Source organism: Kribbella steppae, from assembly GCF_004342025.1.
Classification (GTDB): Bacteria; Actinomycetota; Actinomycetes; order Propionibacteriales; family Kribbellaceae; genus Kribbella; species Kribbella steppae.
Window position 1 is genome coordinate 348,709 of the sequence record NZ_SLWN01000007.1, and the last position, 13,307, is coordinate 362,015.

At 68.4% G+C, this 13,307-nt stretch carries 14 protein-coding genes; 8 read left to right on the forward strand and 6 right to left on the reverse strand.

Annotated elements, in window-relative coordinates:
* Positions 1 to 155 precede the first annotated feature (155 nt).
* The 3 genes from EV652_RS22120 to EV652_RS22130 are packed head-to-tail and all read left to right on the forward strand — an operon-like array spanning position 156 to position 2,537.
* A complete protein-coding gene (locus tag EV652_RS22120) occupies positions 156 to 1,100 on the forward strand; it encodes a DUF6772 family protein (RefSeq protein ID WP_132211086.1) in 945 nt (314 codons plus the stop codon).
* A 4-nt stretch (positions 1,101 to 1,104) separates the two neighbouring features.
* The gene (locus EV652_RS22125) at positions 1,105 to 1,422 is read left to right on the forward strand and encodes a hypothetical protein (RefSeq protein ID WP_132211087.1); all 318 of its coding nucleotides are present in this window, start codon (positions 1,105 to 1,107) and stop codon (positions 1,420 to 1,422) included.
* Positions 1,423 to 1,442: 20 nt separating this feature from the next.
* Positions 1,443 to 2,537: a LacI family DNA-binding transcriptional regulator gene (locus EV652_RS22130; protein ID WP_132211088.1), complete on the forward strand. Its 1,095-nt coding sequence runs from the start codon at positions 1,443 to 1,445 to the stop codon at positions 2,535 to 2,537.
* Positions 2,538 to 2,569: 32 nt separating this feature from the next.
* Here EV652_RS22130 and EV652_RS22135 read toward each other — a convergent pair whose 3' ends face one another.
* Positions 2,570 to 3,715 carry a CaiB/BaiF CoA transferase family protein gene (locus EV652_RS22135; RefSeq protein ID WP_132211089.1) on the reverse strand — a complete coding sequence of 382 codons (1,146 nt, stop codon included), beginning with the start codon at positions 3,713 to 3,715 and terminating at the stop codon, positions 2,570 to 2,572.
* Positions 3,716 to 3,890: 175 nt separating this feature from the next.
* Between EV652_RS22135 and EV652_RS22140 the strand changes: the two genes are divergently transcribed.
* The gene (locus EV652_RS22140) at positions 3,891 to 4,304 is read left to right on the forward strand and encodes a CHRD domain-containing protein (RefSeq protein ID WP_132211090.1); all 414 of its coding nucleotides are present in this window, start codon (positions 3,891 to 3,893) and stop codon (positions 4,302 to 4,304) included.
* Positions 4,305 to 4,312: 8 nt separating this feature from the next.
* Here the strand turns inward: EV652_RS22140 and EV652_RS22145 are convergent, their stop codons facing one another.
* The 3 genes from EV652_RS22145 to EV652_RS22155 are packed head-to-tail and all read right to left on the reverse strand — an operon-like array spanning position 4,313 to position 7,770.
* The gene (locus EV652_RS22145) at positions 4,313 to 4,978 is read right to left on the reverse strand and encodes a signal protein (RefSeq protein WP_132211091.1); all 666 of its coding nucleotides are present in this window, start codon (positions 4,976 to 4,978) and stop codon (positions 4,313 to 4,315) included.
* A gap of 30 nt (positions 4,979 to 5,008) precedes the next feature.
* Complete coding sequence (locus tag EV652_RS22150; protein WP_242001913.1) at positions 5,009 to 5,950, reverse strand: alpha/beta fold hydrolase; 942 nt, start codon at positions 5,948 to 5,950, stop codon at positions 5,009 to 5,011.
* A complete protein-coding gene (locus EV652_RS22155; RefSeq protein ID WP_132211092.1) occupies positions 5,947 to 7,770 on the reverse strand; it encodes a hypothetical protein in 1,824 nt (607 codons plus the stop codon). The genes EV652_RS22150 and EV652_RS22155 overlap by 4 nt, the downstream gene beginning before the upstream one ends.
* Positions 7,771 to 7,896: 126 nt before the next feature.
* Here EV652_RS22155 and EV652_RS22160 point away from each other — a divergent pair, with 126 nt between their 5' ends.
* Positions 7,897 to 8,652, forward strand: coding sequence for a MerR family transcriptional regulator (locus tag EV652_RS22160; protein ID WP_242001914.1), 756 nt, complete (start codon positions 7,897 to 7,899; stop codon positions 8,650 to 8,652).
* Positions 8,653 to 8,692: 40 nt separating this feature from the next.
* On the opposite strand, the gene EV652_RS22165 is transcribed toward EV652_RS22160, so the two are convergent.
* On the reverse strand, positions 8,693 to 8,953 hold the full coding sequence (locus EV652_RS22165; protein ID WP_132211094.1) for a hypothetical protein: 261 nt from the start codon (positions 8,951 to 8,953) through the stop codon (positions 8,693 to 8,695).
* A gap of 133 nt (positions 8,954 to 9,086) precedes the next feature.
* Here EV652_RS22165 and EV652_RS22170 point away from each other — a divergent pair, with 133 nt between their 5' ends.
* From EV652_RS22170 to EV652_RS22180, 3 genes are all read left to right on the forward strand, one after another.
* A complete protein-coding gene (locus EV652_RS22170; RefSeq protein ID WP_158441218.1) occupies positions 9,087 to 9,716 on the forward strand; it encodes a CBS domain-containing protein in 630 nt (209 codons plus the stop codon).
* 55 nt (positions 9,717 to 9,771) lie between these two features.
* Positions 9,772 to 10,590 (forward strand): dihydrodipicolinate synthase family protein, encoded by an 819-nt coding sequence (locus tag EV652_RS22175; RefSeq protein WP_132211096.1) that lies wholly within the window; start codon positions 9,772 to 9,774, stop codon positions 10,588 to 10,590.
* A gap of 172 nt (positions 10,591 to 10,762) precedes the next feature.
* Positions 10,763 to 11,950 (forward strand): MFS transporter, encoded by a 1,188-nt coding sequence (locus EV652_RS22180; RefSeq protein ID WP_132211097.1) that lies wholly within the window; start codon positions 10,763 to 10,765, stop codon positions 11,948 to 11,950.
* On the opposite strand, the gene EV652_RS22185 is transcribed toward EV652_RS22180, so the two are convergent.
* Positions 11,883 to 13,217: a phosphotransferase enzyme family protein gene (locus EV652_RS22185; protein ID WP_369410037.1), complete on the reverse strand. Its 1,335-nt coding sequence runs from the start codon at positions 13,215 to 13,217 to the stop codon at positions 11,883 to 11,885. The two genes, EV652_RS22180 and EV652_RS22185, sit on opposite strands and share 68 nt — an antisense overlap.
* Positions 13,218 to 13,307 lie beyond the last annotated feature (90 nt).

Below are 13,307 nucleotides of genomic sequence, written 5' to 3' on the forward strand. Positions count from 1 at the left end.
GTGAACGTTAACGGTAGCGTTAATGCACCGTAGAAGCGTGATATTTGAGTGTCAATAGACCAGCGTTGCTCAGGGCGAAACGGCTGATTGACGGCCAATTCCCGTGAACGTTAACGTCACCAACCATCCACCTGATCCGCCCTGGGAGGCTTTGCGTGACGACATCCGATGTGCGCGCCGCGCTGCTGGCCGCCGATCCGCGTCTGTCCAAGTTCTCGCCGCTGCCACGCATCCTGGCGTTCGACGAGTTCGACAGCGGGACGCACGGCTGGTGCGAGTTGCTCGGCAACTACAACGGCCGCGGCGACCTCAGCACAGTCGACGACCACATGCGCGACTTCCGGCCGCCACAGCTGTCGGCCTGCAACTTCTTCGACATCGGCACCCACGGTGCCCTCAGCGGTACCTATGCGCTCAAACTCGCCACCCGGCCGTACAAGGGCCACACCGCGGTGGCCATCCGCCGGCTCACGATGAGCGGCCGCGGCCTCGTGCAACTGGAGACCTACTTCGCGTTCAAGTCCGAGGCGACACTGGGCGGCGGCGCGGAGCTGGACAACTTCGGCGACGTGCAGTGGGACGGCAACACCCACCCGTCCGAGGCGCAGTTCGGCGCGTTCACCGTCGCCACCGACCTGTGTGGTGACGGCGGCCTGCGGTACCACACAGTCGCGCGGTACCAGAACACCGATCTGGACAACCGTTTCACCCGGCGCTGGATGGCCCCGACCGTGCCCGAGCCGACCCCGCGCGAGCATTTCGAGGGCAAGGTCAAACTCGAGTACGCCGCCGACTTCACCGCACCGAACCCCGAGGACTGGCAGGCCTTCGGCGAACCGCAGGAGCTCTGCTACAACGAGGTCCCGACCAAGGTGAACTGGCACTACCTGCGCTGGCTGGTCGACACCGACGCGCGCAAGAACGTCGAGCTCCAGGTCAACGACCGGGTGATGGACATGCGCGACGTACCGGTTCCGCCGTACGAGGAACGCTACGAGACGCTGGAGAACTTGCTGAACTTCTACTTCTCCGTGCGCACCCACTCCTCGGTGCGGAACTTCCTCTTCCTCGACTCCGTCCTCATCTCGGTTGATTGGTAGGCCCATGCGACAGTCCATGACCGCGGTGCTGGAACGCGACACCACGTTCGACGCCCGCTTCGCCACCGAGCCGTACGAGGTCGCCTGGGCCGGTGAGGCACGCTGGTTCGTCCAGCACGTCGGCGGCGACGGTACGGCCACCTACATCACCCAGGTCTCCCCCGACGGCATCACCTGGTGCGACCTCGACGACGTCGAGCACGTCGCCGAGCCGGGCAAGCTGATCAGCTGGCCGGTCGCCGGGTTCGGGCACTGGCTCCGGCTGCGCGCTAAGGTCGACGGCTCGGTCCAGGTGCGGATCCACCTGGCTGTGAAGGCTTAAACTGCCCTAGGGGGTTCGAGATGACAGAGGCGCGGCGCGCGACGTTGCGCGACATCGCGACGGCGCTCGGGCTGTCGGTGAACACGGTGTCGCGGGCGCTCGGCGACAAGGACAGTGTGAGTCCGAAGACGCGCGCGGCCGTGCAGGCCGAGGCGGCCCGGATCGGCTACGTGCCGAACACGCTGGCGCGGTCGCTCGTGCTCGGCTCGGCGATGACGCTGGGCCTCGTCATCACCAACCCCTCCAACCCGTTCTATGCGCAGCTGATCAGCAGCATCGAGCTCCGGGTCCGCGCCCAGGGGTACTCGCTGCTGCTGCTCGTCACCGACGAGAGCGCGGAGAACGAGCAGCGCGCCACCGAGGCGTTGCTGCGGTCCGCGGTGGACGGCGCCGTGGTCGTACCGGTGCAAGCCGAGTGGGACCACTGGCGCCGGGTCCGCGACGCCGGCATCCCGCTGGTGTTCGTCAACCGTGACGTGCCCGAACTCGACTGCGACATGGTCGGGGTCGACAACGAACGCGGCAGCTACGAGGCGACCAGCCACCTGATCGCCGGCGGCGCGCGGCGTCTACTCGTGCTCGAAGAGGACCTGCCGATCACGACCACGGCCGACCGTGTGGCCGGCTTCCGCCGCGCGATGTCGGACGCCGGCCTGAAAGTCTCCGACGACTCCATCCGCGCCGTACCGACGAAACGCTACGACTCGCTCGCGCTGCCGTGGCAGCCGGAGGAGGCGTACCGGTTCGCCCGGACGCTGGTGAGCGAGGGCAACCATCCCGACGGGATCGTGACCGGGAACGACTACTTCGCCCTGGGGCTCCTGCGCGTGCTGGCCGAGCTCGGGCTCGAGGTTCCGGGTGATGTCGCGGTCACCGGGTACGGCGATCATCCGTACGCCGGCTACCTGCAGACACCACTCACCACGGTCCGGCTCCCAGCTGCCGAGGTCGGCACGACGGCTGTCGATCTCCTGCTCCAACGACTCCGGAGCACCGTGACCGAGCGTCCCCGGAAGACGTTGATCCGCCCGGAGCTTGTGGTCCGGGCGTCGAGCCGGACCGCCAGGCCATCACAATCAGCGGCTGCCGGGCGAGCTGAGCGTGGCGGCGGGTGATACCGGCCAAGTGTGATGGCCTGGCGGTCCGCCTACTCCTCCAACCACGCCCGCACCGACTCGTTGTGCTCGCCCAGACGCGGCGGTGCCAGGTTGGTCTCGCGCGCACCGGCGTACGGCTGATCGTCGAAGCGCAGCGGCGGACCGGGCAGCTGGATCGTGCCGAGTGTCGGGTGCTCGACGTCGATCAGGAGTCCCTGGGACAGCGTCTGCTCCCACTCGTAGACCTGCTGGAAGTCACGCACCTTCCCGGCCGGAATCCCCTTCTCCGCAAGCCTTTCCAGCCACACATCAGCCTTGTGATCCGCAAACGCGGCCTCTATGGCTGCCGTTAAGGCCGACCGATGCGCCACCCGGGCCGAGTTGACCGCGAACCGTTCGTCGGCCGGGTCCAGCCCCACGATCGGCGCGAAGGTCCGCCACTGGCCTTCACTCCCGACCGCGACCTGCACGATGTCGTCCTGCGTCCGGTACAGCCCGTACGGCGCGATCTGCGCATGGTGGTTGCCGACGCGCTCGGGCAACTCACCTGCGACCGTCCACTTCGTCCCATGGAACGCGTGCACGCCGACCACCGACGCCAGCAGACTCGTCCGCACGACGCGGCCCTTCCCGGTGATCGATCGCTCATGCAGAGCAGCCACCGCTCCGTAAGCGCCATACATCCCGGCCAGCAGATCGGCGATCGGTACGCCGACCTTCGTCGGCTCGACCGCGCCGGTGATGCTCATCAGACCGCCCTCGCCCTGCGCGATCTGGTCGTACCCGGCCCGTCCGCCGTCCGGCCCGTCGTGCCCGAATCCGGTGATCGACAGGATGACGAGACCTGGGTTGAGCTCGTGCAGCCGCTCGGTGGAGAACCCGAGCCGGTCCAGCACACCGGGCCGGAAGTTCTCGATCAGCACGTCCGCCCGTCGTACCAGCTTGGTCAGGAACTCCTTGCCGTCCGCCGACTTCAGATCGGCCGTCACCGACTCCTTGTTCCGGTTGGCCGACAGGTAGTACGTCGACTCGCCCTCGACGAACGGCGGCCCCCAGCCCCGGCTGTCGTCGCCGCCCTCGGGTGTCTCCACCTTGATCACCCGCGCGCCGAGATCCCCCAGCATCATCGCGGCATGGGGACCGGCCAGCGCCCTGGTCAGGTCGACGACAACAACATCCGACAGCAGATTCTGCACCCCGTCACCCTAGGCGAGATCCACCATCCCAGCCGTGACGTGATTCTCACGCAGGTGCTCAACACTGGCTTCGCGAGGCGGGTGGGCGGACAAAGCGACCTGGAACAGCTGAACCAATCCGGGCTGTCATACGTGTCACTAAGTGAGGATCGACCTCACGGCTAGGAGGCGAATCATGTCAGCACGTACCAGCATGGCCGCAGCAGCCACCATTCTCGCAACGACCGCGTTCGGCTTGCCGGCCGCGACCGCGGCGCCCGCCATCCCGTTGAACGGCGGCCAGGAGGCCGCGGCCGCCGATCCGGACGGCCACGGGTTCTTCACCTACACACTCGAAGGCACCATGTTCTGCTGGACCCTCAGCTGGCAGGACATCGAGAGCCCGACGGCCGCCCACGTCCACGTCGGCCCCCGCAACGTCGCCGGACCGGTCGTCATCCCGTTGTCCGTGGCCGCAAACCCGGGATCCGGGTGCACCACCATCTCCGCCGAGCTCGCGGCCGGAATCAGCGCGGACCCGGGCGACTACTACGTCAACGTGCACAACGCGACGTTCCAGGCCGGCGCCATCCGCGGTCAGCTGAAGTAGGCGGTAGGTCAGCCGCCCTGCCGGCGGCGGGTGGCCTTGATGGTCAGGTCGTACGTCGCCTCGACGGAGAAGTCGCCGTGGCGTCCTTTGAGCACCAGCAGCTGCCGACCGGGGGAGAACGGCCCGGCACTGAACCAGATCCCGCAGCCGAACACCTCGTTCCGGCCCGCTGGGAAGCCGGCCGGATTCCCCCGCTCGGCGACGAACTCGAACCGCGCGGTGTCGACCGCCGTCACCTCTGGTGACGCGTCGGTCGACACCGTCCCTTCGGCAGCGGCGACGAACCCGTCGCAGTCGTCCGCGTCGGTCGAGGCCAGGTTGATCAGCGGTCCCGCGATCGGCACACCGGCCGGGACCGTGCAGCGCCGACGGACTGTCCCGCTGAAGGTCCCGGCCACGAGCCAGACGCCGTCGGGTTGCCCCTTCGCGCACTGCTCGCCGGTCGGGTCCACTACCGGGTTGATCTCCTCACGCGACGTCGCCCAAGTCCACCACGTCGCCTGGAATCTGGCCGACCGAACGTCGACACCCGCGCCCGATGACGGCGGCACATGAGTCGACGAGGCTGTCGAAGGCACCGGCTCGCCGGTGCTTGGCGGCGTTTGCTCCTCAGCGGCGCAACCGAGCAGCGTCAGGGCAAGAGCCAGCATCACGATCGTCGTCCGCTTGAGCACAGCGCAGACTAACGCGACGCCGGACCGCTTCTAGCCGCGGACCTTGCGGGCCAGAGAGGCGAGGCGGTGGGTCACGTCTCGGGGGCGTTCCTGCATGAGCATGTGGCCGGCGCCCGGGTACATCCAGAGGCGGGCGCTGGGGAGTTCGGCCGCCATGCGGTTGGCGTGCCGGGGTGGGAGGAGGCGGTCGCGGGTGCCGTGCATGATCTCGACCGGGAGTTGGTCGAGGACCTTCAGCGCGTGACCGCGATCGTGCTGCAGGATCGCCTCGAAGAAGCCGCCGTACGACGGGCCCGGTACGACCGCGAGGTCTTCCAGGAAGAGATCCACCTCGGCGGGATCCACCTTCTTCCCGAACACCGCCTGGCGTAGCGCCGGCCGCTGCAGACGGGCAGCTGCCAGCCCTAGTCCCCGCCGGCCTCTAAGTGCAACGCGCTGGGCTTTGCGCTCGATCCGCGCCCCCACGAGGTTCACCGCGCGCGGCGCGAAGGCCGCCGCCGCGGAGTCGAACCGGTTGGGGATCCCGAAGGCTCCCGAGCTGGCCTGGCCGGACGTCGTACTGACCAAGGCCGCGGCGGCGATCCGGGAGCCGAACAGCTCCGGCCGCTCGTCGGCGAGCGCCATCAACGTCATCCCGCCCATCGAATGACCGGCGTACACGATCGGACCGTCACCGCCCACCGCGTCCAGCACCGTGGCCAGGTCGTCCGCCAACTGCTCGATCCGCTGCGATCCCGACGGCCCGGCGCCCGACCGGCCGTGACCGCGGTGGTCGTAGGTGACGATGCGTACGGCGTCCTCGCCGAGGATCCGTGGCAGACCTTCGACCTGGTTGTGCCACGACCGCGTCGAACACGTCCACCCGTGCACGAGCAGCACCGTCACGGGCGCGTCGTCAGGCCCAACGGTCTCCACATTCAGACGTACACCATCGGTCGTGGTCACATCCGACCGCCCCGCCTGGATCGTCACGCAGTCTCCCGTTCACGCTCGCCGGCCTCCAGGTGGGCGGCACGCAGGCGCCCACCGCGGGCACCGCGTCCGACCAGCCAGGCGATCCCGGCGATCTCCAGTAGGCCGACCACGCCGAGCAGGGCGTAGCCGCCGTTCCACATCCATCGTGGCACGTCCGTCCGCTCCTCGCGCCGCAGCACCTGCTGTTCGTCGATGAACTCGACCGTCTGGCCGTCCGACACCTGTACGGCCGGCTTCTCGATCGCGGCGTCCTCCGGGGCGTACACCCACATCGACACCAGGTCCCGCTGCCCAGTGTGCAGCCGGATCATCGACTTCCACTTGCCGAACATCGGCAACGCGTCCGCCGACCGATAGGTGCCGTCAGCAACCTTGACCATCCGGTGGGTCAGGAACCCGCCGCCCTGCCAACTCATCGCCTCGAACCACCGCGCGCCCTCGGCCGCATCGTCCGGCTGCAGCTTGACCGTCACGTACGCAGTCGGCTCGGCCCCTGTGGCCACCCGCTCCAACGACACCGTCGCGGACACACCCGCCTCAGCCGACCGCGGCACACAGAAGAACACAGTCCCGAGGACGACGGCCAGTCCGACGGCTCCGAGTTGATGCGTTCGACGGACCGCTACCGGACGCACGTGCCGGATGCCTATGGCCCATTCCTCACCGGCGACCTCGGCGTACCGGGTGGCGAGCCAGGCACCGACCATCCCGGCTCCGATCCCGGTCACGACGCCGTACCCGAGAGCCGACGGGAGCATCGACGACGGCCACGGGATCGGCATCCAGACCTGGCTCCAGGCGTACTCCGCGACCACCCCGACGGTACCGATCAGCGCGCCGGCGACGATGCCGAGGCGGAAGCGGTTCTTGTTGCCCAGGGCAAGTGCGACAGCCTCGACCAGGACCGCCTCGACGATCAGCAGCGGGAAATGGCCGAGGATCCCACCGAGCGGCTGGTCCACCGCCCAGGCGATCCCTCCGCGGATGACGAGGTAGACGGTCAGCGCGGCGAACGTCGTCCCCGGCCCACGCCGGGCGCGTAGGACGGTGAAGGCCAGCGCGGCGCCGAACGCGATCAGGATCGGGTGCAGGACCAGCGGGAACTGCGGTACGCCGTAGTTGAACTCGGTGCTGAACAGGTCCCACGCGATCAGCAACGCGCCGACCGCGACGATCTCCTGGAAGAGGCGGCGCTTGTTGATGCCGAGGAGTTGCTCCACCTCGGCGAGCGCCAGCAATCGCGCGAAGATCGAGAACACCACACCGCCGATCATCAGCAGGTGGGTCGGACCCCACAGCGTGACGTCCTCACCGAAGAGTCGGTGCCACACGTCGTCCAGCGGGAAGCCGACGAGCGCGAACGTGCCGCAGACCGTGACGAGCGCGGCGCTGCACGGGATCCGCCAACCTTTCGTCAGCCTGATCGTGCGGGCGGGAAGCGGCTTGCGGGCGAGCGCGATCGGCAGGACGCCGGACACGATCACACCGAGGATGCCGAAGAAGATCGGGTAGTGCGCCGGCGTCCCGAACGGGCCGGTGTCACGGCCGCGGGCGATGTGCACCGCGATGTCCCACCAGACGCCGAAGGCGCAGGCCAGCAGAGAGACCGCGTGCAGGTACGGCGTCAGCGCGGCCCATCGGGGGACTCCGTCCAGTCTCCCGATGGTGTCCGCAAGCCGTCCTACCAGCGTGACGCGCCCGGTCCGTTCCCGCCACAGGAGCACGGCGAGTGCGACGTACAGCAGCGTGACGAGCCCGGTGACGATCGCGATCTGGTCGAACGTCGCCGTACCGGTGGTTGCCAACGGAACCGCCATCGGGGGTGCTCCTTCGCGACCTTGTATTCGGGCTCTGTGTTCAGGCTCTGTGTTCACGACGGCACGCTTGCGCCATGGCTGATGTTACATTCTCTATGTAACGTGGAGTCTGGAAGACTGTCAAGCGTGGAAGCACAGAGGCCGGACGAGGAGCTCACCGTCGATCAGCTCGCCGCCAAGGTGGGCATGACGGTCCGCAACGTGCGGGCGTACGCCGGGCGCGGCCTGATCCCACCGCCACGGCTGGTCGGCCGGACCGGGTACTACGGCGCCGACCACGTGGCGAGGCTCACGCTGGTCCAGGAGCTGCTCGGCAAGGGCTACACGCTGGCCGCGGTCGAGCGGATGATGAGCGAGTTACCGGACGGCGCGATGGCGCTCGGCGTCTTCGAGACCCTGGTGAACCCGTGGACGCCGTCCGAGCCGGAGGTCCTGGACGAACACCAGTTGGCCGAGCGGGCCGGCGTACCGCACGATCCGTCGGTGATCGCTCAGCTGGTCGAGCTCGGAATCGCTGAACGGCAGGACGACGGGTTATTGCGGATCTCCAACCCCGATCTGCTCCGCACCGGCCTCGAGGTGATCAAACTCGGCGTCCCGATGCAGGCGATCTTCGAGATGCTGCCGAAGCTCTTCACCCAGGCCGACGCGGTCGCCAAGATCTACGTCGAACTGTTCCGCAGCACGGTCTGGCGCGAGTTCGCCGACGCCGGCCTCCCCGCCGAGGGCTGGCCCGAGATCCAGCGCACCCTGGAACACATCATCCCGCTGGCCGGCCAAGCCCTGGTCGCAGCCTTCCGCGAAGCCATGGCCCGGGAGATAGAGGTCGTCGCCTACGAAGAACTGGGCCTGGACCCCAAGACCCTGCCCTCAACCGGCTGAACCGACCCCACGCAGCCAGCCCGCGCTGCTGCCACCGAGGTCAGACGGGGGTGAGGGTTCGGGAGGCAAGCGTCGTGCCGATGTGGGTGGTGAGGTTGGCGCGGACGGTGGCTTTGGTGAGGCGGAGGAGGTCGTCTCGGCAGTAGCCCTGGCGGCGGAGGCGGCGGCCGGTGGTGAGGACGAGGCTGAGGACACGGCCGGGCGCGACGGCGCCGGCGTACTCGAGTGACAGTTGCTCAGCGAGATGACGCAGGCCTGTCAGCGTTACAGAGGGGTCCAGCGGACCCGGTTCGATCTTCATCTCCTCCATGGAACCCCGGCGGACGATGACGGCGACAGGGTCCAAAGTCCCTCCTGCGCGGGTCCGTCTGGCGGTACTCTCGAAGTGCTTGAGGGGTGTGGGCAGTATGGGGGAACTTCGGGTTTCAGAGGTTATGGATCGCACCGCGGTGGCGGTGCGGCGGGAGACTGCGTTCAAGGACGTTGTCTGCGCCCTGCTGGCGGCTGACGCGGGTGCGGTGCCGGTCGTGGATGACGAGGAGCGGCCGGTCGGCATCGTCGCGAGTGATGCACTGCTGACGAACCTGGAGTTCCACGGCGGTCACGATCCGCGACCGATTCTGGGCGGGGCCAAGGCGCGCGCCCGGTGGCGTCAGTCGGCGGCCCGGACCGCGGGTGAACTGATGATCGGACCACCTACGACGGTGTACGGCGATACGCGCGTCGGCCGGGCGGCGGCACGACTGGCCGAGTCGTCGCAACCGCTGCTCTGCGTCGTCGACCGGGCGATGCGGCTGATCGGCATACTCACGCCGCACGACCTCCTCAGCGCCTACCAGCGCTCCGACGACAGCATCGAGGCCGAGGTCCACGTCCTGATCGATTGTCCCCCGGACACCGTCACCGTGCGCGTCGACCACGGCGTCGTGACGCTGACCGGCACCCTCACGTTCCGCAGCCGGACCGAACACGCCACGTACGCCGTCGCGCACATCTCCGGCGTAGTTGCCGTCCGCAACAACCTCGGTTACGACCTGGACGACCTCGCCATCAGTGGCTTCTGACTGACTGCAATCGATTGCACTATCATAGGCGGTCCGCCCTCCGAAAGGACCTGCCATGATCGCCGCCGCGCTGACCACGCCGTTCGACCGCTCCGCCGAGGTCGACCTCGGCGGAGTTCGCGCGGTGGTCGAGCACGCGATCGGGGGCGGGATCCCAGCGGTGTTCGTCGCCGGTACCAACGGTGAGTTCCCGGCGCTCGACGACGGCGAGCGGCTCGACGTGATCTCGACCGCGCTCGAGACGGCCGGACCTGCCAGGGTGATCGCTCATGTCGGCGCTGCGACGACTCGGCAGGCTGTCCGGCTGACGGCCGAGGCCGGGCGGCGTGGTGCCGAGCGGCTGGCTGTCATCACGCCGTACTTCGTCCCGGCCGGGCCTCAGCGCGTCGTCGAACACTTCGAGCGTTGTGCCGCGGCCGCGGATGGCGCGGCGGTCTACGTCTACGTGTTCACCGCGCTCGCCGGCACCGTCGTACCGCCTTCGCTGCTGGGCAAGCTCGCCACGATCGACGGCATCGTCGGCGTGAAGGTCAGCGGCGCCGGGACGGACGTCGTACGGGCGTATGCCGAAGCGACCCCGCCAGGCTTCGAGGTCTGGTCCGGCAACGACGCGGAACTTCCCGACGTGATGCTTGCCGGTGGCACCGGAATCGTCTCCGGCAACGCCGGGGCGCTGCCTGGTCTCTTCGCGCAGCTCCTCAGTGGCTACAACGCCCAGCCGACTGTCCAGTCCGCGGTGAAGACGGTCGACGGCAGCATCGCCAACATCAAGCACCTGCTGGACCTGCAGGGTCTTCCCGGCGGCCGCTGCCGGATGGCGATCGACCCGCCCGACGCCGAGCGCCGCGCAGCCTTGGCCCAGCTGCTCACCTGACCTGTCCGGTTCGGTCTGTTCGCCTTAGGGCTTCGGCTGAGCTCGCCTTAGGGCTTCGGCTCGTCTTTAGGGCTTCGGCCGGTCGCCTGTCCTGAAGCTGCCGCCTGCTAGAATGACGATGTCGGCCTTCGGACCTCGCAGCTGTGCGCGCGTGCGTTCGGAGGCTTTTTTCATGCCTTCCTACCGCTCATTGCTCAGCCATCGGGAGTTCGCCGGGCTGTACGTCAGCTTCACGCTCCTGGTCGCCGCCACCACACTGTCAGGCTTTGCCCTCGCCACTCTGATCAATGATCAGACCCGATCACCGTTCCTGACCGCCATCAGCATGTACGGCGCCACGTTCGCGACCGTGCTCGGAGCACTCACCCTGATGTCGGTTGCCGACGGCCGCCATCCGCGCCGCACTCTCGTCGTACTGCAAGGGATCTCGCTGCTCGGAGTCGCCGCCCAGGCAGTCCCTGGGCTGCCGTTGGCTTTCAGGTTCTTGTTGCTGCTTGTGGTGGGCTTCTTCCAGTCGCTCGGAACAGGCACGCGCATGGGCCTGCTCGCCGAGGTCATCCCGACCACCTCCTACGCGCTGGCGCGTTCGCTGATGAACATCACCTCCGGCGGTATGGCGATCCTCGGGTACGCCGTCGGCGCCGTGCTCCTGCGCTACCTGAACCCATCGGGCGTGCTCGTCGTCGCCACGGTCCTGACCGCGATCGGATTGGTGGTCGTGGCCGGGACCGTTCGTGAGCAGTCGATCCGGCTGACGCCTCGCCCCGGACTGCGGCAGACCTGGTCGACGAACGTCGTACTGTTCTCGCAGCCCGGCCGCCGGGCACTGCTGCTGAACCTCTGGGTCCCGAATGGGTTGATCGTCGGCTGCGTCGCTCTCTTCATCTCGTACGTCCCGGACCAGGCCGGCATCCTGCTGGCCGCCGGATCGGCCGGCATGCTCCTCGGCGATCTGACCGTCGGGCGGCTGCTCGCAGCCGATCAGCGACGGCGCAGCGCGTTCGCGCTTCGGCTCCTTCTCGCGGCGCCTTACCTGTTGTTCGCCGTACAGCCGCCGATCATCGTGACGGCAGTGGCCGTGTTCGTTGCCAGCGCCGGGTACGCCGCCACGCTGCCGCTCCAGGAACAACTGCTGCAACTCACACCCGACTCGGTCCGCGGTCAGGTCCAGGGCGTCGAATCGGCCGGCCGCATGACCTGGCAGGGCATCGGCGCCGCGATCGCCGGCGGTCTCGCTCAGGTGTTGACGACTGCAGTGACGATCACGCTCTTGGCCGGTCTGTCGCTTGTGATCACGATTCTCTCGCGTCGTTTTGTAGTCCGCGCTCCAGTTCCAGCAGGCGATCGGCTCGGGCGGTGATGTCCGCGGCGGTGGTGAGTCCCTCGAGGTGGCGCCCGTACCAGTGCGTGAGGCTCGTTGCCTCACGCAACAACTGGAGATCGGGTACGGCGTGCTGCTCGGCGTCGGTCAGCGGCAGCCGCGCGAGGTACCCATGACGGAACGCGTCGGTCGCACCGGGCCATGCGTGGTGCCCGAACGACCAGAGACCGGCGGCGAGGTCCATCGCGCGGTAGCCGGGACCGGCAGCCTCGAAGTCGAGGATGGCCGTGACGCGCGTACCTTCCATCAGCACGTTGGTCGGGCCGAAGTCCGCGTGGATGATGCTCTGCGGAAGGTCGCGAGCCGGCTGTACGACGGCGAAGATCCGGGCGACCTGCTCGCGCCGCTCCGCGCCCTCGAGGCTCGCGACCAACTCGTCGAGGTCGGCGACGCGCGGATGCACCTTGGTCAGATCGCCGTCCCAGACGTGCCGCGGGGGCAACGTCGCGGGGTCGAGCTCGACGAGAGCCTCATCAAGCTCCGCCAGCGCGTCCCCACAAAACTCAGCCCGTACGACGTCGCCCCGCCGCGGATGCTCCCCTGGAATCCGCCGACTCAAGCTGGCCGTAACCATCTCCCCGCCAACCACACGCCGCACCACAGTCGAGCCATCCTCGGCAACCAACGGCACCGGCACCGCAAACGACAACCCACCTAACGCCCGCAACACCGCATGCTCATAATCCGGCGCCGCCGAATTCCGATGCACCCGCAACACAAACTCGTCCCCCACGAAGTAACTCGCGTTGTTAGTCCCCTCCCCAACCACCCGAACATCCCCCACCCCAACCCCCCACGCCCCCAGCAACTCCTCCACCCCCACATCCTCCCCCGCCCCACCCATCGCCCCACACCCCACCACCCACTCCGGAAAGCAGCGCGCCGCGGGTGCCGCCGTCGCCAGCTGAAGCCATCTCCCAGCGCGCGCATCGCCAGCACCACATCCGCAGCCGCCAGCACCACATCGCGTCATCCCCGGCACCCACGCACCCAGCGCCCTCGCCGGCGCCCCTGCACCGCCCACGCACATTCCGGCCCACCGCCGCCTCTTCCCCGGCCGCCCCGACGCCCACACATCCCTCACCCGCATCCCCGGGCACTCACGCCTCAACCCCCGGCACCCCTGCACCACATCCCGGCCACCGCTGCCTCGTCCCCGGCCGCCCGGATCCCCCGGCGCCCATACATCCCTCACCTGCGTCCCCTGGCACTTACGCATCATCGCCCGGCACTCATCCCCGCCCATCCCCAGGCGCCCCACCCACGCATCCCCGGCACCCACATCCCCGGCATTCGGGAAACCCCAACCCGAGGGGTTAACCACCAACCTGGGGGG

Excerpts from the sequence above, each read along its gene's own strand:
- EV652_RS22125 (WP_132211087.1), top strand. The coding sequence starts at position 1,105 with ATGCGACAGTCCATGACCGCGGTGCTGGAACGCGACACCACGTTCGAC.
- EV652_RS22130 (WP_132211088.1), top strand. The coding sequence starts at position 1,443 with ATGACAGAGGCGCGGCGCGCGACGTTGCGCGACATCGCGACGGCGCTC.
- EV652_RS22140 (WP_132211090.1), top strand. The coding sequence starts at position 3,891 with ATGTCAGCACGTACCAGCATGGCCGCAGCAGCCACCATTCTCGCAACG.
- EV652_RS22155 (WP_132211092.1), bottom strand. The coding sequence starts at position 7,770 with ATGGCGGTTCCGTTGGCAACCACCGGTACGGCGACGTTCGACCAGATC.
- EV652_RS22165 (WP_132211094.1), bottom strand. The coding sequence starts at position 8,953 with ATGAAGATCGAACCGGGTCCGCTGGACCCCTCTGTAACGCTGACAGGC.
- EV652_RS22170 (WP_158441218.1), top strand. The coding sequence starts at position 9,087 with ATGGATCGCACCGCGGTGGCGGTGCGGCGGGAGACTGCGTTCAAGGAC.
- EV652_RS22175 (WP_132211096.1), top strand. The coding sequence starts at position 9,772 with ATGATCGCCGCCGCGCTGACCACGCCGTTCGACCGCTCCGCCGAGGTC.
- EV652_RS22180 (WP_132211097.1), top strand. The coding sequence starts at position 10,763 with ATGCCTTCCTACCGCTCATTGCTCAGCCATCGGGAGTTCGCCGGGCTG.
- EV652_RS22185 (WP_369410037.1), bottom strand. The coding sequence starts at position 13,217 with ATGGGCGGGGATGAGTGCCGGGCGATGATGCGTAAGTGCCAGGGGACG.